The following is a 20,654-nucleotide window of genomic DNA, read 5'->3' as shown; positions in this document are numbered from 1 at the left end:
GCAATCTGGACAACCGGGGAACGCTACGTTGCGATTTTATAACGTGTAAACGATAATATGAACGACAATTCGATTCTGCAACAAAAAACAAATTCGCAAGAAAACATTGTATTGCTGCCACTCTTTTCTGCTTCTGATCTCTATGTATCTCTGACAGACATAAGCCTTTCCGTGGTGTGTACGTCATTAATCATGACTGCATGTCATGCTGAATTTCGTGCGGCCGGGGATGGTCGGTCGGGATATCCGGGACGAGGCATGGGGTGTTGTCCTTATCCTCGGGGGGAGGGGAAGTACGATCGGGAAATTTGAATATACAATCCTCAAGGAGCCTGTAAGAATCCTGGATGGTCTTAATGGAGAAAAATCCGATGTCGCATGATGCAGATTATGAACTTTGCAATCAGATCGGATATCTGCTCCGGCGTGCCTACCAGCGGCACACAATCATCTTCCAGCGTGAAATTCCCGATGACCGGCTGACCTCCGCCCAGTTTGCGACCATGGTTACGGTTCATCGCCTGAAAGAGGCACCCCTCGTACAGATCAGCGCGGCAACCGGCATCGACCATGCAACTCTGCGTGATATCGTCATGCGTCTGCGCAAGAGAGGGCTGTTGAACATCGTCCAGGACCGCAATGACCGTAGACAGCGCATCGTCTCCCTGACAGCAGAAGGGCTTGCCCTTGTGGAGAGCACGATTCCGAGTGCTGCTGACGTAACCGCACGAACGCTGGCACCGCTTGATGAATGCGAGAGGATTGCGGCGCTGCATATCCTCAAGAAACTGGCGTTTTTCGAAGACTGAAACCCCCGGGATATATCCCTTACAGGAAACGAAACGGAATCGTCATAATTCGCTTGACGTTCCAAGGGGGACTGTGAATTATCTATATATCGTGTGTACGCCATTATTGTTGAGCTCTTCTGCTCCGTGATGGTCGCCAACAGAAGGGCAATCAGATGTCGGGTGGTGTTCGGGTCGGTATTGTGGGGGCTGGTCTTGGCGGCGTTGCTGCAGCGGGGCTTTTGCAGCGTAAGGGCTTTGATGTAACGCTTTACGATCAGGCGCCCGGTTTTTCCCGACTGGGGGCGGGCATTCAGTTTGGCCCGAATGTCCTGAAAATCCTTGCTCATCTTGATGGCCTGGACAAGAAACTCGAGGAAATTTCCTGTCTTCCGGACTACTGGGTCAGCCGAAACGGAACGGACGGAGCAGTTCTCGCAAAAATCCCGCTGAATGCAGAGCGTGACCGTTACGGCGCGCCTTACATCACCATTCATCGTGGTGATCTGCATCAGGCCATGCTGGACTGCATTGAGCCGGACCGCATCAAATGGGGTCATAAGCTCGTCGACTTCACGGATAACGGTAAGACCGTTTCGCTGGAATTCGAGAACGGTTCTACGGATACGGTGGACATTCTGGTTGCGGCAGATGGGATTAACTCACGTGTACGCGAGAAAATCTTCGGTCTGGAAGAAGCTCTCTATACCGGCTGGATCGCGCACCGGGCGATTATTCCCGGGGCTGCGGCCAAGGCGCTGGGCGCGGATGTCAATGCCAAGTGGTGGACCGCTGACCGCCATATCGTCTGCTACTATCTCGATCGCAAGGAAGAGGAATTCTATCTGGTAACGGGAGAGCCGGCGGAATGGACCAGCCGGGCCGGTCAGCTTCCTTCCACGCGCGAAGAGTTCAAGGCGGCCTTCGCGGATTATCATCCGATGGTTCAGGGCTATATCGATGCGGCGGAAACCGTGACGAAATGGCCACTCAAGACGCGTGAGCCGCTGCCGAAATGGCATGAGGGCCGGGTGGTGCTTCTGGGCGATTCCTGCCATCCGATGAAGCCGCACATGGCGCAGGGTGCCGCCATGGCGGTTGAGGATGCGGCGGTTCTGACACGCTGTCTGAGCGAGCTTGGCGTTGCCGATCTGGAAGCGACGTTCGAGGCCTATTACGGCGCCCGCAAGGAGCGCGCGACCAAGGTCCAGACGATCTCCAACGCCAATACCTGGCTGCGTCAGCCGGAAGATCCGTACTGGTGCTACGGCGACAATGTCTACGATCTGAAACTGACGTCCTGACGTGAGGGAGAGGGACGCTATGACGGACAGCGTCTTTCTGATGGTGAACGGGGAGCAGCGTGAAGTTCACGCTGCCCCCGGCACGCCGCTTCTGACAGTGCTGCGCAATGACCTTGGTCTGAATGGCCCGAAATTCGGGTGCGGACTGGGAGAATGTGGGGCCTGTACCGTGCTGCTGGACGGCAAGGCCGCGCGAAGCTGTGTGGTTCGGGTTGAAACCGCCGCGGCGTGCGCGTCCGTCGTGACGCTGGAGGGGCTTTCCCCTGACGGGTCCGATCCTGTTCAGCAGGCCTTCATCCAGGCACAGGCCGCGCAATGCGGATATTGCCTTAATGGAATGGTCATGACGGTGAAGGCGTTTCTGGATGCCGTGCCCGATCCTGATGAGGCGGCGCTGAAAGAGGCGCTGCGATATAATCTGTGTCGCTGTGGCACGCATGTGGAAATCATGAAGGCGGCCTGCATCGCGGCAGGTCTGGTGAAGGGAGAACCTTGATGGCGCAGACGTTGCTCCCCACAGGCTCCCTCAGCATTTTCCGTCCTGCGCAGCCTCCGAAAGGACTGGCGGCACGGGGCGGCTTTATTCCCAAAGACGAGATTTTCCTGCGCATCACGGCCGACGATCAGGTCGTGGCGTTCTGCGGGCATGTGGATCTGGGAACGGGGATTGCGACGTCTCTGGCGCAGATCGTGGCGGAAGAGCTTGATGCGCGCCCGGCGCAGGTGCGGATGGTGCTGGGCCATACCGAGGATACGCCGGATCAGGGCGCGACGATTGCGAGTGAGACCATTCAGGTCACGGCCATCCCGCTGCGCCGGGCCGCCGCGCAGGCGCGGCGTCTCCTGCTGGAACGTGCGGCGGAACTGACAGGCCGTGCGATCGGGACCATGATGCTGCGTGATGGCGAACTGGTTTGTGAACCGCCTTTGTCAAACCGGGTCTATCGGATCGGGGATCTGGTCGAGGGCGTCGAGCTGCGGGTTCTGCTGGATGATACGGCGGCGGTGAAAAGCACGTCCGAATATCGTCTGGTCGGACGGAACATGCCGCGCGTTGATATTCCGGACAAGGTGACGGGCCGGGCGGTCTATGTGCATGACGTCCGTGTGGACGGGATGCTGCATGGGCGTGTCGTACGGCCGCCTTATGAAGGTTACGACCACGGGCCTCATGTCGGACGGGCGCTGCTTTCGATTGATCGGGAGTCTGTGGCGCATCTACCGGGTGTGGTGGATGTGGTCGTGATCGGCGATTTCGTGGGTGTTGTGGCCGAACGCGAGGAACAGGCCGCGGCTGCTGCAGAGGCGTTGCAGGTCAAGTGGGCGCCTGTTGCGCTGCCGGATCTGACCGATCCGGTCGAGGCTGTGCGGGATAATCCTGCGACGCCGCGCGTCGTTTTGGATCGTGGCGCGCTCGAAGACGGTCTGGCCGGTGCGAAGACTGTTCTGGAGCGGGAATATTTCTGGCCGTACCAGATGCATGGCTCCATCGGCCCGTCCTGTTCGGTGGCGGACTGGCAGGATGGCAAGCTGAAACTCTGGTCCGGGACACAGAACCCGCACATGTTGCGCGCGGATCTGGCGTTGCTGATGGGACTGTCCACGGCTGACATTCAGGTCATCCGGCATGAGGCGGCCGGGTGTTACGGGCGCAACTGCGCGGATGATGTGGGCGGCGATGCGGCTCTGCTATCGCGCGCGGTAGGGCGTCCGGTACGGGTGCAGCTTTCGCGTGAGCAGGAACATGTCTGGGAGCCGAAAGGCGCGGCCCAGCTCGTGCGGATCCGGGGCGGAATTGATGCGTCCGGGCAGCCTGTGGCGTATGATCTGGACACCAGCTATCCGTCCAATGTCTCGCCGCTGCTCGCGCTGGTTCTGACAGGGGTGGTTCCGGCAGACGTGCCGTCCGTGGCGCAGATGGGGGACCGGACGTCTGTTCCGCCTTATGATTATCCCAACGCGCGGGTGACGGTTCAGGACATGCCGCCGATTGCGCGGGCGTCCTGGTTCCGGGGCGTTTCTGCGCTTCCGAACAGTTTTGCGCATGACAGCTATATTGACGAGCTGGCGGCGGAGGCCGGGGCCGATCCGCTGGAATATCGTCTGGAGCATCTGCTGGACCAGCGGGCCTGCGAGCTTCTGAAGGCGACGGCGGACCGCGTCGGGTGGACGTATCGGGCGGGACCGGTCGAGGTTGATCCGCAGGCCCGCGTGCTGAAGGGGCGGGGGCTGGCCTATGCGCAGTATGTGCATGGGACGTTTCCGGGCACGGCGGCGGCTTGGTCGGCCTGGGTTGCGGATGTGGAGGTGGATCGTCAGTCCGGCGTGGTCAGTGTCACGCGGGCGGTGGTCGGGCAGGATGCGGGCATGATGGTGAACCCGGCCGGGGTGCGTCATCAGCTTCAGGGCAATGTCATCCAGTCCACGAGCCGGATCCTGCGCGAAGAGGTCCAGTTCGACGAAAAAGGCGTCGAGAGCAGGGACTGGGGCGGCTATCCGATCCTGACCTTCCCGGAGCTTCCGGCGATCGAACCCGTTCTGATGGAGCGGCAGGACCAGCCGCCTCTGGGGGCAGGAGAGTCCGCATCCGTGCCGAGTGCGGCGGCGATTGCCAATGCGCTTTATGCCGCAACGGGCGTGCGCTTTCGGGATGTGCCGTTCACGCCGGAAAAGGTGAAGGCGCGGCTGGATGAGGCGCTGGGTCCGCTGACTGCGGAAGCGGTGCGACCACTGGCGGCGCTGGGTGTGTCAGGTCCGGAAATGCGTCCGGCGATGGCACGGACGACGCTGGGCGCGAAGCTGCGCCGTGGGGCGTTTGCAGCGGCTTTTGCGACGGTGGGCGGTCTGATGGCGACGGTCATGCCATGGCGGTCGGCGATTGCGCCGGTCTCGCCGCCGGAAGCCGGTCTGTTTTCCGACGCCGCGATTGCGCGAGGCGAGAAGGTTGCGGCCGCGGGGGATTGTGCGGTCTGCCATACCGCGCCGGGTGGGGTGACGAATGCGGGGGCGTTCCCGCTGGAGACGCCGTTCGGGATCATTTATTCTACCAATCTCACGCCGGACGTGGACACCGGGCTTGGATCCTGGTCCTACGAAGCGTTCGAGCGCGCGATGCGTCATGGCATCAGCCGGGACGGACGGCATCTCTATCCGGCATTTCCCTACACGGCCTTTGCGAAGACGAGCGATGCGGATCTGCGGGATCTGTATGCCTATCTGATGTCGCAGAAACCGGTGCGCAATGTGGTGCCGAAGACGGCGCTGAAGTTTCCCTACAACATGCGCTTCTCGATGGCGGGGTGGAACATGCTGTTCCATGATCCCGCGCCGTTCACCCCCGACCCGGCACAGTCCGAACAGTGGAACCGTGGCGCCTATCTGGCGGAAGGGCTGGGGCACTGCTCGGCCTGTCATACGCCGCGCAATGCGCTGGGGGCCGAGCGCTGGAAGAATGCGTATCTGGCCGGGGGAGAGGCTGAGGGATGGTCGGCTCCTGCGCTGAGCACGCTGTCACAGTCTCCGCTGCCCTGGAGTGAGGACGATCTGTACGCCTATCTGCGGACCGGGTTCAGCCCGGCGCATGGTCCGGCGGGTGGGCCGATGGCGCCGGTTGTGCATTCCATGGCGGCCCTGCCGGATGCGGATGTGCGGGCGATTGCGCATTACATCGCGTCCTTTGATCGCAGGAACGCCGTTGAAGGTGTGGCGGCGCGTCGGGAGGCGGTGCTGGAGCAGGCGCGTGGGTTACAGGCGCTGGACCGGGGCGAGGGATCGCGGATTTATAACGGGAGCTGCGCAAGCTGCCATGAAGGCGAGGGGGCGCATCTGTTCGGTGCGCGTCCGCAGCTTGCGCTCAACAGCAATATCCAGGCGGACAGCCCGGATAATCTTGTTCATGTCATTCTCAAAGGCGTGTCGGAGCCCGCTTATGCGCAGGCGACCACCATGCCGGCATTCGGGGACATCCTGTCTAACCGTCAGATTGCGGAACTTGTTGCGTATCTGCGGCGGACAATGGCCCCCGGTCGTCCCGAATGGACGGATCTGGAAGCCCATGTGACCCGGATCCGCACTCAGATCCGTGCGCAGGGAGGACATTGAGAATGGGTGAACGCTGGCTTCCGGTCTGGCGCCGGGCACAACGGACGGACATGATCGCGCCCGATGAACATCCGGGCGTGGGGCAGACGATCCTTCTCGGCGGCCAGCATGTTCTTGCGATGACGGGATCGACCGTGGTGGGGCCGCTGCTGATGGGGTTTGACCCCAATGTGGCGATCCTGTGCTCGGGGCTGGGAACGATCCTGTTCTTCCTCATCACCGGTGGACGCATTCCGAGCTATCTGGGATCGAGCTTTTCCTTCATCGCGCTCGTCGTGGCGCTGACCGGATATTCCGGGCATGGCCCGAACCCCGATATTGCTCTGGCTTGTGGCGGAATTTTTGTCGCAGGCGTGGTGTATACGCTGATCGGTCTGTTGGTCCGGATTACAGGGGCGGGGTGGATCGAACGGTTGATGCCGCCGTCTGTCACCGGGGCGATTGGTGCGGCGATCGGGATCAATCTGGCTCCCGTGGCGTCGCGCGGCCTCGGGCATGGCGGGGCGGGCACGGCCTGCGGCATTTTTGCACTGCTGTGTACGGCGCTGCTGGCGGTCTATGGCGGGCCTTATCTGCGGCGGCTGTCGATCCTGCTCTCCTTGATTATCTCCACGCTTGTGTATGTCGTGGTGGCGAACGGGCTGCATCTGGCACCGGCGATGGACTTTTCCGAAGTTCTGGCCGCGCCGCTGATCGGGCTGCCGCATCTGACGGCGCCCCGTTTTACCGGCCATGCGGCGATCCTTCTCGCCCCTGTCGCGCTTGTTCTGGTGGCGGAGAACCTCGGGCATCTCAAGGCGATCGGCGCCATGACGGGGCGGCCGCTGGATCATCTGACGGGGCGTGCGTTCCTCGGGGACGGGCTGGCGACGATGCTGGCGGCCAGTCTCGGCGGTACGGGCGTGACCACCTATGTCGAGAATATCGGCGTCATGGCGCTGTCTCGGGTCTATTCGACGCTGACCTTCGGGATGGCCGGAATTTTCGCCATTCTGCTGGGTTTTTCGCCGTTCTTCGGGGCGTTGCTGCGGGCCATTCCGGAGCCTGTGCTCAGTGGCCTCTCGGTCGGACTGTTTGGTCTGATCGCGGCGACGATGGTGCGCGTCTGGGTTGATAATCGCGTCGATTTCTCCCGCGCCTCAACGCTGTTTCCCGTTGGCGTGGCCCTCGTGGCCGGGGCGGGGGACCTCACTTTCACAATCGGCGGTGTGACGCTGGGTGGCATTGCGACCGCCACGATCGCCGCCATCGGCCTCAACCAGATCCTGAGAACAGGATCGGAGTCCAAGGAGCCACCTTCATGCCCGTAAGTGATTTTGAACTGGTCCAGGCCTGGCGACAGGTGCTGACGCTGTGCCGCCTGGAAGCGGGGCAGACCGTGACGCTGCTGACCTCGCTGGGCAGCAATGAACAGACCCTCCGCTGCGCGGTTCTGGCCGTCCGGGAAAAAGGGGCGATTGCGAACCGGCTGGATCTCCAGCCGACGAACGGGGCGCTGTCCTTCTCGCGTGATCCACTGGCTTTTGTCGGGACGACGCCGCTGACAAATAACCGGGCGGCGGTCGAGATGCTCAAGGCCAGCGATCTGGTGCTGGATCTGATGACGCTGCTGTTCTCGGCCGAGCAGCATGAAATCCTGGCGGCGGGGGGGCGGATCCTGCTGGCAGTGGAGCCGCCGGAGGTTCTGGTGCGGATGACGCCGACGATGGAAGATCGCGAGCGCGTTCTGGCGGCATCGAAAAAGCTTCAGGCGGCGAAGGTCATGCGGGTGACGTCGGCGGCGGGGACGGATGCGTCCTTTGCGCTGGGTGATTATCCGATGCTGGAAGAATATGGTTTCGTGGACGCGCCGGGACGATGGGACCACTGGCCGAGCGGTTTTCTGGCGACATGGTCCAATGAGGGGTCGGCGGAAGGGAAGATCGTTCTGGCGCCGGGAGACATTCTCCTGCCGCAGAAATCCTATGTGACGGCGCCCATCACCTGCCACCTTGAAAAAGGCTTCGTCCGGGCGATGGAAGGCGGTTACGAGGCCGACCATCTGCGGGACTACATGGAAAGCTTCAACGATCCGGAAGTCTATGCGGTGTCGCATATCGGCTGGGGAATGCAGGACCGGGCGCACTGGTCGGTCATGGGGTTCTATGACCGCGAGGCCAGCATTGGCATGGACCCGCGCGCCTGTTCGGGGAACTTCCTGTGGTCCACGGGGCCGAACAATGAGGCGGGAGGCACGCGCGATACGGCGTGTCATATCGATATTCCGATGCGGGGCTGCACGGTCACGCTTGATGATGTGCCGGTCGTGAAAGATGGCAAGCTGGTGGAGAACGCATGATGAGCGCGCAGACCAATCGCGACGAGGACCGCTACAAGAAGCAGGGTTTCGGAAACGAAATGGGTATGACGGGGCGCATTGCGTTGCTGATTGTCGATTTCGTCAACGGGTTTGCCGATCCGGAAGCCTTTGGTGGCGGCAATATTCCTGAAGCGATCGAGCGGACGAAAACGCTGCTGGCAACGGCGCGTCGTCTGGGATGGAAAGTGGCGCATACGCGGATCGTGTTCGCGGATGATGGCGCGGATGCGAACATCTTCTCGCTGAAGGTGCCGACGATGCTGGGGCTGACGGAAAGTAACCCCGCGTCTGCCATCGTGGACGAACTGGCGCCGGAGCCGGGCGAATATGTGGTCCGCAAGACGGTGCCGTCGGCATTTGCGGGCACGCCGCTGGCTTCCTGGCTGGTGACGCACGGGGTGCAGACCGTTGTTGTCGCCGGGTGTGTGACGTCCGGCTGTGTGCGGGCGAGTGTGCTGGATGCGATGCAGTACGGGTTCCGCCCGGTGGTCGTTTCCGACTGCGTGGGCGACCGGGCCATCGGGCCGCATGAGGCCAACCTGTTTGATATGGCGCAGAAATGCGGAGACGTCATGGACCTCGACACCCTGCTGTCCCGTCTTCCCAACGCCTGACCTCACAATTTTTCAGAAGGACCATTTCATGACCCAGACACATCTGCTTTACGGTGCGAATGTCCATGCCAACGGCATCCGGCAGCATTATCTGCGCTACGGCGGCAAGGGCGCACCGCTGGTACTGGTGCCCGGCATTACGAGCCCGGCGATCACCTGGGGGTTCGTGGCGGACCGTCTGGCCGAGACGCATGATGTCTATGTTCTGGATGTGCGCGGGCGTGGTCTGTCCTCGACAGGGCCGGATCTGGATTATGATCTTGATACCTATGCGGCGGATATTCGCGGGTTCATTGATGCGCTGGGCCTGAAGGACGTAGTCCTGATGGGGCATTCCATGGGGGCACGGATCGCAATCCGCACGGCCCGTCAGAACGACGCAGGGCTGGCGCATCTGGCGCTGATCGACCCGCCCGTCAGCGGTCCCGGACGTCGTGCCTATCCTGCCAGGCTGGACTGGTACACGGAATCCATTCGTCTGGCGCGCAGGGGCATGAGTGGTGCGGAGATGAAGCGGTTCTGTCCGACATGGACAGACGAGCAGTGCACATTACGGGCGCAGTGGCTCCATACCTGTGACGAACTGGCGACCCGGATCACGTTCGAGAAGTTCCATACGGAAGACATCCATCAGGATCTGCCCCATCTCAAAACCCCTGCCACTCTTGTGGTGGCAACACGGGGTGGGGTGATCCAGCAGGAGGATGTTGAAGAAATCCTTCAGCTCAATCCTGCGATTGTCATCGCTTCCGTTCCGGATGCGGGTCATATGATTCCCTGGGACAACTTCGATGGTTTCTTCGAGGCGCTCCAGGGCCGCTACTGACTTTCAGGACTGAATTTCCGCCCGGCTACAGGACGCGCCTGTAAGCCAGATGAGGTAGACTGTATATGTGTAAACGACCCGGCTCCCTGCACCTCGCTCTCTCCGTGACGACGATGCTGTCAGCCGCCTTTTCTTCGTCAGCCATGGCGGCCACCAGACATTCGTCCGTGGTGCACAGGACGGTTTCTGCTGCACATAAAGGTGCATCTCGTGTGGGGGCACCGAAGCATCGGCATATCGGACCCTATATGAGCAGGAGCGCGGAAAACATGGCGGTTGTGGCCCGTCATCCGCCGCGTGGAACGGTGGAGACGGTCAGCCAGAAAATGCTGGCGGAGGCTCCTGCCGGAACCAACCCGATGAAGGTGATCTCCCAGCTTCCGGGTATCGTGTTCCAGTCCGGGGATGCGCAGGGTCTTGATACGTGGAGCTCACAGATCTTCATGCATGGTTTCCAGCAGCAGGAAATCGGGATGACGCTGGACGGGATGCCACTCGGGGAAATGACATACCGCAATTATAACGGTCTGAACCCGATCATGGCGATTTCGTCGGAGAACGTGGCGCGCATTGACGTGTCGCAGTCGGCCGGTGCGGAAAGCATGGCAGCGAGTAACAATCTGGGTGGCGGTCTGAGCTACGTCTCGATGACGCCGTCGGACAAGATGGGTGGCACGGCTGCGGCGGGTTTCGGCAGCTACAGCACTTATCATACGTTCCTGCGCTTCGAGAGCGGGAAGCTCAATTCCAGCGGCACGAAGTTCTATACGTCCTACATGCGTAACGACAGCGGGATGTGGAAGGGTTATGGCGAGCAGTTCATGCAGCAGGTGAACGCCAAGCTCGTGCAGCCGATCGGGCATGACAGCTCGATTTCCGCGTTCTTTGACTGGAGCGACCTGCATCAGAACACCTATCCGGATATCTCTCCTCAGATCATCAAACGGGTGGGCTATGGTCTGCCGAGCTACGAGAACGGCAGCAATTCCGGCTATATCGCGGCTGTAAATGCCGCGAATGGGATCTATCCGGGGAAGGTCGGCACGCTCGATGATCCGGCGGACGCAGCCTATTATGATGGCAGTACGAATACGGTCGATACGTTTGGTGGCATCAAGGCCGATCTGCGCCTGACGGATCGTCTGACCTGGAATACCACGGCTTACGGGCATGGGGAGCGCAACCAGACCTCCTGGGCGACACCCTATTATCCGTCGCCCACGGGATCGCCGGTCAGTGAACTGATGAAGGAGCCGGAAATCCGGCGTTTCGGCATCGTCTCGGCGCTGCATTACAATATCGCGCGCAATCATATCGGTGCGGGCGTCTGGTACGAGAACAACAGTTACATGTCGCCCATGAACGCCTATGCACAGCCGGCGGTGGTGAATGGCGTGGTTCAGGGAAAGGTGCATGATCCGCTGACCCAGTGGCGCGATCCGTTCGCCCAGATATTCAACCAGAACTACAACACCAACACGTTCACGGCCTTTGTGCAGGATACTTATAACGTGCTGCCGAACCTGGCTCTGCATTTCGGCTTCAAGTCCCTGCTGAGCACGACCAATGTGGGCGACGGGTATCTGAACCAGGACTATTACGGCGCAGGGGCTGCGGTTACGAGCGGGGAAAGCCTGACGGTAGCCAAGCCGTTTCTGCCGCATATTAGCGCGGACTGGCACTTCCTGAAGGACCACGAGCTGTATTTCGATATTTCGGAAAATGCCCGGACCTATGCGCAGTCTGGCTACAAGCTCTCGAACTCACCGTTTGCGGTCTCCCAGACAGCCTATGACGACACGAAATCCTCGATCCGCCCCGAGACGGCCTGGACCTACGCCATTGGCTACCGCTATACGGGCAAACTGGTGGCTGCGACGGTCTATGCGTACCGGACGAACTACAACAATCGCCTTCAGCAGATCACGGAAGGACCGGTCGTCAATCCGATCTCAGCCGTCTCGAACGTGGGCGGAGTGACGATGAACGGTGTGGATGCCGGCCTGACACTAACGCCGTTCCGCGGTTTCGCACTGACCAATTCCATCAGCTACAACCACGGCGTCTATGACCAGAACCTCGTCAGCGGCTCCACGGTCTATGCGACGAAGGGCAAGCAGATCGTTAATTATCCGCGTTTCATGTACAAGGGGCGGGTTTCTTACGAATGGCACGGTATGACGGCCTATGCCGATGGCAGCTATACCGGCACGCGTAATTACAGCTATACGGCGGACGTCAAAAGCTCCGGTTACTGGCTGACGAATGTGGGCGTGCAGTACAGTTTCGGGAACATGAAGCAGTATAACCGCTATCTGGGTGCCATCAAAAACCTGACGGTTGCGTTCAACGGGTCTAACCTGACGAATAAACGCTATATTTCCACAATGGGCCAGAACGGCAATCCGGCGGATATTGCGACAGGCGCACTGACGGACCAGTCCATGCAGATCGGGGCCCCCCGGATGTTCTTCGGAAGTGTGCGTGCGGACTTCTAAGACAAAAAGCCCGTGGCCTGTGCCGCGGGCTTTTTTGCTGTCAGGCGAGTTACTCAGGCGTGGTGGGTGTCAGTCCAACCGGGCGGAGGGGGCACGAAGGTCTCGACCCAGTCGGAGTTAAAGGACATTAGTCCTCGGGAATGGCCGAAAAGATCTATACTATGGAATTTCTGGAGAGCAGAGAAAGTATCATGGAATTTTCTCGAATCTAAGCTTTTAAGGCATCCACATCTGCTTCCAGATCGCAGTTGATCAATTAAGTAATTTCGAGAATACTGTATCAGGGATGACGATGGCCTCACGAGACCGCATGCAATTTGCAGTTTTCTATAGTTGTGTGCGCTCCCAACTATCTGAACTTGCGATGCGAATGCATTACCAACCCCAGTCCGGTAACGGGCTGGGATTTTCGTTTGGCCGCCCGACGCAACCGTCAGGATGAAAGGATTATTCTTTCCGGTGCCTCTTGGGGGATCAGTCCAAATTGCTGTTCCAGCGTTGCGCGATAGCGCTCCTGTCGGGAGATTTGCGTTTTGGGCAGTGCCAGTCGACTTGCAAGCAGACGGTGCATATAAGCGATTTCTTCAATATGGTTACGTCGATTGAGTGTGTGTGTCGCTGACTCCCCGTGACGCCGATGGATGTTGAGAGGCGTTGCTATGTATATGACTTCGGCTTTTTTCTGGGTCAGAAGTTCTACATAAATGCGCCAGTCGCCAGCAACGCGAAGTGTTCGCAGATCTTTCTGACAGCTATTGATAGCCGCTAGCAGTCGTTCTTTTCGGAAGAGTGCGCTACTGACATTGAGAACAAGATTACGTTCCGACAGGCATCCCCTGAGAAAATTTTCACCTGTGAAGTGACTGTCATTTTCCAGAAGTAGTCCGGCGCTTTCAGAGTAATAGGTGCGATAGGATGGGAAGATCGGGGCACCATTTTCATCGACGGCACGGCTATCGGTGAATGCCATGACGACAGCGGGATTGTTTTTGATACCGCCCAGGAGATGTTCCAGAAAATCCGGTTCACAAAAATCATCCGCTTCGGCAATCCAGATCCAGTCGCCACGTGCGATTTTGAGGGCTTTGTGCCACTGTCGAAAGACCGACCCGGACGAGATGGTATTTTCGATGCAGATAATGTCCCGATCCCAGTCTTTTGCAGTCTGACGGGCGATTTCCAGACTGTTATCTTCTGATGCATCGTCAAGAACGATAATTTCAAAAACGGGTACTGTCTGTGCAAAAACTGAAGAGAGACGGCTGCTCATGTAACGAGCATAATTGTGGGAAGGAATGACGACAGAAATCTTCGGTATTGCAGGTAAGGCGAGGCTGAGGATTTCATGAGTGTACTTCTTGAAGCAGAAGCGATGTTCCGCAGCACGCGCGTTCTTCTGGCGTTCCCTGCTCGGCCGTTTTAAGGACCATGTTGCCAGTTCTTCTGCAGCCTGGGCCATGGCAGGCACATCTGCAAAAGGAACAATCTGGCTATGGTGACTGATTGTATCATCATTCTGTCGTAGCAGATCTGGAATCCCACCTGCTCCGTCGAAGGCAACGCAGGGTAAACCGGCGGCCAGCGCTTCGAGGATGACCGAAGGGTAGGGATCTTCGCGAGAGGGTAGGACAAAAACATCCGCGGCGGCCAGCCAGGCCGGAACATTATTGACCCTGCCGGGCATATGGAATGTTCCACTGGAGAGCGCATTTTCCAATTCGACATGAAGACTGTTCTTCAGGGAGACATCAATGTCGCCCAGCCACACACAATGGAGTTTTCCACGCATCTTGCGCCAGAGTTGCAGAAAGAGATCAAACCCCTTTCGCAGGTCTGCGTAGCCAGCCCCTATCAGGATGCGGTCGGTCGAACGGAGGCCCATCTGTTTCCGGAGACGCTGTCGTATCTGCACGGAAAAGGAGGTCGTGGCGTACAGGCCTTGCGGCAGGATCGTCAGATTTTTCTGGGCTTCAAGAGCAAGTTTTCTGGCCACGCTTTGAGCGGGAACAATGACGTGGCGCGCAAGGGAGCAGGCTTTTTCCATTGCCTCCCAAAGGTTGCGGCTCCGCAGAAGGGCAGGGAGTTCATGAATGAGAAACAGGAAACCGATGTCTGTTTCCGCAAGTTGCGGGGCGATGGCTGAAGTAGCGGCGCTATTGATGACTGCGGACTGAAATCCCTGTTTGTAGAGAAAGTCCAGTCGGGCTGCTGTATTTTTTGTTCCCGCGGGAAGGATTTCAGTCGGGGCTACACTGCGGTACTGCTCAAGAAGAGCCCCTCCTTCAAGAAGGATGAACTGGATATCCGCCCCGAAACAGTGTTTCAGTGTCCGTCCGGTTTCCAGAAGCAAATGTTGTGCTCCTGCTGGAAACGCATCATGGCCAATCAGAAGAAGTCTGGATTGTGAGTGATTTTTGCCAAAGCCGGTGCAGGCGCGGGCGGTGGCGTTCAGATAGGCGCTTCCGAAGTGCTGGTCCGGTTCCAGATAGGCTCCTTCAGCCCATTCATTCCAGGCGTTGATGCAGACAACAGGGTCTCCGAAAAAGGTGCGGGACTGGGCCTGCTCGATCAGGCCGCTGAGCCAGCGTTCGTAGAGTTCGGGCGTTGAGCCGTGCAGGACAAGACCTTTTCCCTGACGGCGCGCATCATTGTCCCATGAGGGTGCTGCGGTTCTGATGAGGGGGAACGGTGTTCTGGGCTGAGCAAGGGAGGCCTTCACGACTTCACCGTAATCATAGACCTGACCACTGAATTCGTTATCGAACAGCCTGAGTTCGTCGTTCAGCAGGTTGCACCCTGAGACAACCTTGTGCGGTGGAAACTCGATCGCACCGTCCAGACCGAACAGATCCGGGTTCTCATCCCCGAAGGCCTGTCCCATGACAAAAAGCGGGTCCAGTCCATGCCGGTCCCGGAACATTGAACGCCATCTGACAAAAGCGGCGGGAGCATCCGGGATCGTTCCCGGTCGATAGACCATGAGGACCGGTCGTCCATCGAAATGGATATATCGTGGATCTTGCAGATACCGGGCGAAACAGTCCACCAGAGCGCCATCGTCCTCGGTTCGGTAATCCTGCGCGATCAGAAGATCCTCATCCGATCCGTCCCAGCGTCGGCTCCAGTTTTCATTGGCCCACATGAGGCAGAACGGAAGATCGATCTGCGGATTTGCCAGCAGGATTTCCAGAGGCTGGTCCAGCAGGCGTTTGCGGTTGAACCAGTAGAAATAGAAAATGAAGCCTTCAATCCCGGCAGCCTGGGCCATCGCAGCCTGTCGCTCGAGGATTTCAGGCGTGTTCAGGGTGTAATGGCCCAGGTCCCGTGGAATACGGGGCTGGTAATGGCCGGAAAAACGGGGAATGCCACGTGGCAGGTTGGTCCATTCCGTAAAACCCTCGCCCCACCAGGCGTCGTTTTCGGGAATGGTGTGAAATTGGGGCAGATAATAAGCCAGAACCCTGGCGCGGCGAATGGCACTTCGGGGAAGAGGGCGGGCCTTTTCAAACAGCGGACCAGGCTTGCTCCGCCGTTTGATTTCACTGAAGACCGATATTTCGGTTTCCGGGCTGCTGGGATGGATGTCGGGCCGGTCGCGATTTTCCAGATAATGCAGGAGCGGGTTGCTGTCAGGAGAATGGCGCAGGTATTTCCGCCGGTAATAGAGGGGGTCAAACCCGTCGAAGGGGCGCCGTGCCTCCCGAAAGCCCTGAACCATATAATGTTCGAGCGCATCCAGGCCCGCTTTGGCGACATCGGGATAGGAGCGGAGATAGAAGTCCGGATCGAACTCCGGGATCGGCCGCAGAGGCATGTGGTGACGGTTCAGAAGATAATGGGCGAGGGCCAGCATGCCTTCCGGAACATGGTAGGTGCGTGCGTACCATACCGGATCGAACCAGGCGATTGGACGGCGGCCTTCGCGTTCTCCACGCACAACATAATGCAGTAACGGATCGCCGATGACGTCGCGGTTCTGGCTGAGATACCAGTGCGGATCAAAGAAAGGATTGGGTTTGCGGCCCTCACGCCATCCATGCTGATGGTAATGCCGCAGAACGGCCGTTCCGAGCGTGTTCAGATCGGGGTTGGTCTTCAGATAATAGAACGCATCAAACGTTCCGGAATATCCCAAAATCTGCAACGGAGACGCATCAGCCGGGAACGGTGATGTGCGTGTTGCATCAGAGGAAACATGAGAGAACGCATTCAGCATGCTTTAGTTTTTACGTTTTTTTAACTTTATTCAAGTCGTTAATTCATCGTCAATCCAAAAGGGATTTGATCGCATCGTCTGGCGGTGCCATACCGTGGCGCCCGGGAGGCATGCTGCCTTCATTCATGGCATCAGAGGTGGGTTAGCGATGGACATCAGCGCGTCACCGACCATCGCGGATGGTCCGGTTTACACACACCGGACCGTACGGCTGGACAGTGGTCTCGATCTGGAATGTGGTGTGCATCTGGCACCGCTGGAGATTGCCTATTGCACCTATGGGACACTCTCGCCGGCGCGTGACAATGCGATACTGGTCTGTCATGCGCTGACGGGAGATCAGTATCTGGCAGAGCAGAACCCCCTTACGGGAAAACCCGGATGGTGGAGCCGGATGGTGGGGCCGGGCCTGCCGATCGACACGGATCGTTATTTCGTTGTGTGCTCCAATGTCCTTGGCGGCTGTATGGGCACCACGGGGCCACGGTCGATCTGTCCTGAAACGGGAAAAGCCTGGGACAGCGAGTTTCCACCCATCACCATGCATGACATCGTGGCTGCACAGGCGAAACTGATCGACCATCTGGGGATTGACCGTCTCTTTGCGGTTATTGGCGGATCAATGGGCGGAATGCAGGCCCTGACATGGGCTGCGGATTTCCCGGATCGTGTCTTTGCAGCCATGCCGATCGCGACATCTCCCTTTCATTCGGCCCAGAATATCGCCTTCAATGAAGTCAGCCGACAGGCCATTTTTGCCGACCCGGACTGGCATGACGGACATTATCGGGACTTCGATGCCATTCCGGCCCGTGGGCTCGGGGTGGCGCGCATGATGGCTCATATCACCTATCTGTCCGAGGAGGCCCTCAGCCGTAAATTCGGAAGGCGGGTGCGGCATGACGCTGCAACGGCGGTTCCGGCCTCCAGCAGTCCATCGCTGTTTGGAGAGATGTTTGAGGTCGAGAGCTATCTTCGCCATCAGGGTTCGACATTTGTGCGTCGGTTTGACGCCAATTCCTATCTGACCATCACACGGGCGATGGATTATTTCGATCTGGCGGCCGAGCATGAGGGTGATCTTGCCAATCCCTTCCGGAAATCACAGACGCGTTTCTGCGTCGTCTCTTTCAGTTCGGACTGGCTCTTCCCGACCTCACAGTCCCGCCTTCTGGTGCGCGCGCTCAACCGGGCCGGGGCAAACGTCTCTTTCGTCGAGATTGAAAGTGACCGTGGGCATGACGCCTTTCTGCTTGAGGAGCCGGATTTCGACCGGACGATCCGGGGTTTCATTACGGGTGCCGCCGAACATGCGGCCCTTTTGCGAGGAGAGCACTGATGCGTGTCGACCAGCGCCTCATTGCTGAAATGATTGCACCCCGTGCCCGTGTTCTCGATGTCGGCAGCGGGGATGGAACCCTGATCGATTATCTGTATCGCACGCGGGCCTGTGATGCGCGGGGGATTGAGATCGACATGCAGAATGTGACGCAGTCCGTCGCGCATGGTCTGCCAGTCATGCATGGCGATGCGGATCATGATCTGGCGGACTATCCGGATGATACCTTCGATTATGTGGTCCTGCAGAGAACCCTGCAGGCGGTTGAGCGTCCGCGGGAAGTCCTGCGCCAAATGCTCAGGATCGGCCGGCATGCCATTGTATCCTTTCCTAATTTCGGACACTGGCGTCTGAGACTTCAGCTTCTGACAACCGGGCGGATGCCGATGACGCCTGTATGGAGCACGCCTTGGTATTCCACCCCGAATATCCACCCCTGCACGATCCGGGATTTTCTCCTGCTCTGTGAAGAGGAAGGATATGTCGTGCAGCAATGGCTGGCGATTGACGAGGACGGTGCCCGCGCTCCCTGGCGCCGCTCCATCCGGCTGGCCAATCTTTTTGGCGAACAGGCCATGTTTCTGCTCAGGCGTGCAGGCCACTGAAGCGTTTGGGCTGCGGCGAAGTGACCTTTGACAGTGGCGGCGGCGCAGGAGTGGCAGAAGCGCTTCAGGGAGAATTGCGGCTTCAGCCAGATGGGACGTGCCGCCATGCTTTCACTGCCTCATCACATTGTGATGTTCATCGCGTCTGGATGTGAGGCATCATATTTCAGACCGCGCGGTGGATTTTTGCCTCTTGATGCAGTGGTTCAGTGTGACTACTTCTCTTGATTGCAAAATTTCAAGAAATAACAATAGCTTTTTTCAGGGCGTGGTTGCTGTCTCCTTGCAATGGGACAAATGCTGTCCTACATCCCACGAGCACTTCAGGGCAGTTTTCTGAAGTGTGATGACGACATCATGATCTTTCCGGTTTCGATTTGTCCGGGTCTGTTCTGGTCCGCTTTCACAGGTGAGGCACAGAAGGTCGTCATTTGCCATGAAAGCCTGCAGCCAGTGCTCTGGCAGCGTATAAACGGTGTGGTTGCCTGAGCATGACCTTGCCGTCTCAAAGGAGAGGTCCATGACCAGTTTTGCCGAACTCAAGCTTGCCGAGCCCATTCAGAAGGCTCTCGCAGAAGAGGGTTACACCACACCGACGCCGATCCAGGCTGGGGCCATTCCCTATCTGCTGGAAGGGCGTGATCTTCTGGGTCTCGCCCAGACCGGGACAGGCAAGACCGCAGCCTTTGCCCTGCCCATTCTGAACCATATCTTTTCGAATCGCCGGCCCGCGCCTCCGAAGGGTGTTCGTGCCCTTGTTCTCGCGCCGACGCGTGAACTGGCCTCCCAGATTGGTGAGAGCTTTGCCGCTTACGCGCGGCACATGAAGTTCTCTTATGCGGTCGTGTTCGGCGGTGTGGGGCAGGGACGTCAGATCGAAGCCACCCGCCGTGGTGTAGACGTTCTCGTCGCAGCCCCCGGGCGCCTGCTCGATCTGATCGGGCAGAAGCATATCGATCTTTCCAGCCTGGAAATCCTTGTCCTTGATGAGGCCGACCGGATGCTGGACATGGGTTTCGTGCGCGACATCCAGCGTATCATGGCCCTGCTGCCCAAGCAGCGTCAGACCCTGCTGTTCTCGGCAACAATGCCGTCCTCCATCAGTGATCTCGCCCATTCGCTGCTCAGGGACCCGGCTACGGTTCAGGTAACCCCTGAGTCGAGCACTGTTGAGCGTATCAATCAGGCTGTCATGTTTGTTGATTCTGGCAGCAAGAAAGATGCGGCTCTCATGCTGCTGGAAAGTCCAAGCGTGGCCCGGGCTGTGGTCTTCACGCTGATGAAGCATGAAGCCAACAAGGTCGCGGAGTTCCTGAACAAGAACGGAATCCGGGCGGAAGCTATCCATGGCAACAAGTCGCAGGGCGCCCGCGAACGTGCCATGGCTGGGTTCCGGAGCGGCGCCATCAAGGCGCTGGTTGCTACGGACATCGCGGCCCGCGGTATCGACGTGGACGAGGTCAGTCATGTCTTTAATTACGATCTGCCGAATGTGCCGGAATCTTACGTCCATCGCATCGGCCGGACGGCCCGTGCGGGGCGTGAAGGCTGCGCAGTATCCCTGTGTGACGCGGAACAGCGCGCCTGGCTCAAGGATATCGAGAAGAAGATCGGCAAGCCCATTCCCGTCGTGACTGATCACCCGTTCCATTCCGAAGAGGCACGCCTGTCCACGCAGCGTCCGCCGGTTCTGGGTGGTGGTCGTGGCGGCGGAGGGGGCGGACGTCGTCGCTCGGGGCCGCCGTCGGGTGGACGTCCGGGTGGTGGTCGTGGTGGGGCACCCGGTCGCGGCGGCCCACGCTCAGGCCCGCGTTGATTTTTTTTATCCAGACGAAGATTAAAAAAGGCCGTCTCTGCAAATGCAGGGGCGGCCTTTTTCGTATTCCACCCGGACGGCGCATGTAGAAAAAATTGCGTGCAGCCGCGGTATGGGCAGATTCAGGATTCTGTTCTGGAAATCTGGCGGAGAGGGTGTCAATCGAATTTATCTATTATAATATTGTT

At 58.8% G+C, this 20,654-nt stretch carries 13 protein-coding genes; 12 read left to right on the top strand and 1 reads right to left on the bottom strand.

Annotation, left to right across the window (positions count from 1 at the left end; genetic code table 11):
* The first annotated feature begins 371 nt into the window (after positions 1 to 371).
* From ABF859_RS01980 to ABF859_RS01940, 9 genes are all read left to right on the top strand, one after another.
* A complete protein-coding gene (locus ABF859_RS01980) occupies positions 372 to 809 on the top strand; it encodes a MarR family winged helix-turn-helix transcriptional regulator (protein WP_415525593.1) in 438 nt (145 codons plus the stop codon).
* Between the two features lie 155 nt (positions 810 to 964).
* Positions 965 to 2,092, top strand: a complete 1,128-nt coding sequence (locus ABF859_RS01975) for an FAD-dependent monooxygenase (protein ID WP_415525591.1) — start codon at positions 965 to 967, stop codon at positions 2,090 to 2,092.
* 19 nt (positions 2,093 to 2,111) lie between these two features.
* On the top strand, positions 2,112 to 2,588 hold the full coding sequence (locus ABF859_RS01970) for a (2Fe-2S)-binding protein (RefSeq protein WP_415525589.1): 477 nt from the start codon (positions 2,112 to 2,114) through the stop codon (positions 2,586 to 2,588).
* Entirely contained in the window at positions 2,588 to 6,193 is a 3,606-nt protein-coding gene (locus ABF859_RS01965; RefSeq protein ID WP_415525587.1) for a molybdopterin cofactor-binding domain-containing protein, read from the top strand. The genes ABF859_RS01970 and ABF859_RS01965 overlap by 1 nt, the downstream gene beginning before the upstream one ends.
* 2 nt (positions 6,194 to 6,195) lie before the next feature.
* Positions 6,196 to 7,503 (top strand): solute carrier family 23 protein, encoded by a 1,308-nt coding sequence (locus tag ABF859_RS01960; protein WP_415525585.1) that lies wholly within the window; start codon positions 6,196 to 6,198, stop codon positions 7,501 to 7,503.
* Positions 7,494 to 8,531: a 2,5-dihydroxypyridine 5,6-dioxygenase gene (locus tag ABF859_RS01955; protein WP_415525583.1), complete on the top strand. Its 1,038-nt coding sequence runs from the start codon at positions 7,494 to 7,496 to the stop codon at positions 8,529 to 8,531. Before ABF859_RS01960 ends, ABF859_RS01955 begins: the two co-directional genes overlap by 10 nt.
* Entirely contained in the window at positions 8,531 to 9,166 is a 636-nt protein-coding gene (locus ABF859_RS01950) for an N-carbamoylsarcosine amidohydrolase (protein WP_415525682.1), read from the top strand. Before ABF859_RS01955 ends, ABF859_RS01950 begins: the two co-directional genes overlap by 1 nt.
* Before the next feature lie 28 nt (positions 9,167 to 9,194).
* Positions 9,195 to 9,992, top strand: coding sequence for an alpha/beta fold hydrolase (locus tag ABF859_RS01945; protein WP_415525581.1), 798 nt, complete (start codon positions 9,195 to 9,197; stop codon positions 9,990 to 9,992).
* Between the two features lie 248 nt (positions 9,993 to 10,240).
* The gene (locus ABF859_RS01940) at positions 10,241 to 12,490 is read left to right on the top strand and encodes a TonB-dependent receptor (RefSeq protein ID WP_415525579.1); all 2,250 of its coding nucleotides are present in this window, start codon (positions 10,241 to 10,243) and stop codon (positions 12,488 to 12,490) included.
* A 433-nt stretch (positions 12,491 to 12,923) separates the two neighbouring features.
* On the opposite strand, the gene ABF859_RS01935 is transcribed toward ABF859_RS01940, so the two are convergent.
* Positions 12,924 to 16,706 (bottom strand): glycoside hydrolase family 99-like domain-containing protein, encoded by a 3,783-nt coding sequence (locus ABF859_RS01935; protein ID WP_415525577.1) that lies wholly within the window; start codon positions 16,704 to 16,706, stop codon positions 12,924 to 12,926.
* A gap of 148 nt (positions 16,707 to 16,854) precedes the next feature.
* Here ABF859_RS01935 and metX point away from each other — a divergent pair, with 148 nt between their 5' ends.
* From metX to ABF859_RS01920, 3 genes are all read left to right on the top strand, one after another.
* Entirely contained in the window at positions 16,855 to 18,045 is a 1,191-nt protein-coding gene (metX, locus tag ABF859_RS01930; protein WP_415525575.1) for a homoserine O-acetyltransferase MetX, read from the top strand.
* Positions 18,045 to 18,650: a methionine biosynthesis protein MetW gene (gene metW / locus ABF859_RS01925; protein WP_415525573.1), complete on the top strand. Its 606-nt coding sequence runs from the start codon at positions 18,045 to 18,047 to the stop codon at positions 18,648 to 18,650. Before metX ends, metW begins: the two co-directional genes overlap by 1 nt.
* Positions 18,651 to 19,170: 520 nt before the next feature.
* Complete coding sequence (locus ABF859_RS01920) at positions 19,171 to 20,466, top strand: DEAD/DEAH box helicase (RefSeq protein WP_415525571.1); 1,296 nt, start codon at positions 19,171 to 19,173, stop codon at positions 20,464 to 20,466.
* The last annotated feature ends 188 nt before the right edge of the window (positions 20,467 to 20,654 follow it).

The organism is Gluconobacter sp. (assembly GCF_047722525.1).
In the GTDB taxonomy this organism is placed as follows: domain Bacteria; phylum Pseudomonadota; class Alphaproteobacteria; order Acetobacterales; family Acetobacteraceae; genus Gluconobacter.
Note: the sequence above shows the minus strand (reverse complement) of the source record. Positions and strands in the feature narration are given on the sequence as shown.

Bases quoted from the DNA above. Each gene is read 5' to 3' on its own strand.
- ABF859_RS01975 (WP_415525591.1), top strand. From the start codon at position 965: ATGTCGGGTGGTGTTCGGGTCGGTATTGTGGGGGCTGGTCTTGGCGGC.
- metX (WP_415525575.1), top strand. From the start codon at position 16,855: ATGGACATCAGCGCGTCACCGACCATCGCGGATGGTCCGGTTTACACA.
- ABF859_RS01980 (WP_415525593.1), top strand. From the start codon at position 372: ATGTCGCATGATGCAGATTATGAACTTTGCAATCAGATCGGATATCTG.
- ABF859_RS01955 (WP_415525583.1), top strand. From the start codon at position 7,494: ATGCCCGTAAGTGATTTTGAACTGGTCCAGGCCTGGCGACAGGTGCTG.
- metW (WP_415525573.1), top strand. From the start codon at position 18,045: ATGCGTGTCGACCAGCGCCTCATTGCTGAAATGATTGCACCCCGTGCC.
- ABF859_RS01935 (WP_415525577.1), bottom strand. From the start codon at position 16,706: ATGCTGAATGCGTTCTCTCATGTTTCCTCTGATGCAACACGCACATCA.
- ABF859_RS01940 (WP_415525579.1), top strand. From the start codon at position 10,241: ATGAGCAGGAGCGCGGAAAACATGGCGGTTGTGGCCCGTCATCCGCCG.
- ABF859_RS01945 (WP_415525581.1), top strand. From the start codon at position 9,195: ATGACCCAGACACATCTGCTTTACGGTGCGAATGTCCATGCCAACGGC.
- ABF859_RS01920 (WP_415525571.1), top strand. From the start codon at position 19,171: ATGACCAGTTTTGCCGAACTCAAGCTTGCCGAGCCCATTCAGAAGGCT.
- ABF859_RS01960 (WP_415525585.1), top strand. From the start codon at position 6,196: ATGGGTGAACGCTGGCTTCCGGTCTGGCGCCGGGCACAACGGACGGAC.
- ABF859_RS01965 (WP_415525587.1), top strand. From the start codon at position 2,588: ATGGCGCAGACGTTGCTCCCCACAGGCTCCCTCAGCATTTTCCGTCCT.
- ABF859_RS01950 (WP_415525682.1), top strand. From the start codon at position 8,531: ATGAGCGCGCAGACCAATCGCGACGAGGACCGCTACAAGAAGCAGGGT.
- ABF859_RS01970 (WP_415525589.1), top strand. From the start codon at position 2,112: ATGACGGACAGCGTCTTTCTGATGGTGAACGGGGAGCAGCGTGAAGTT.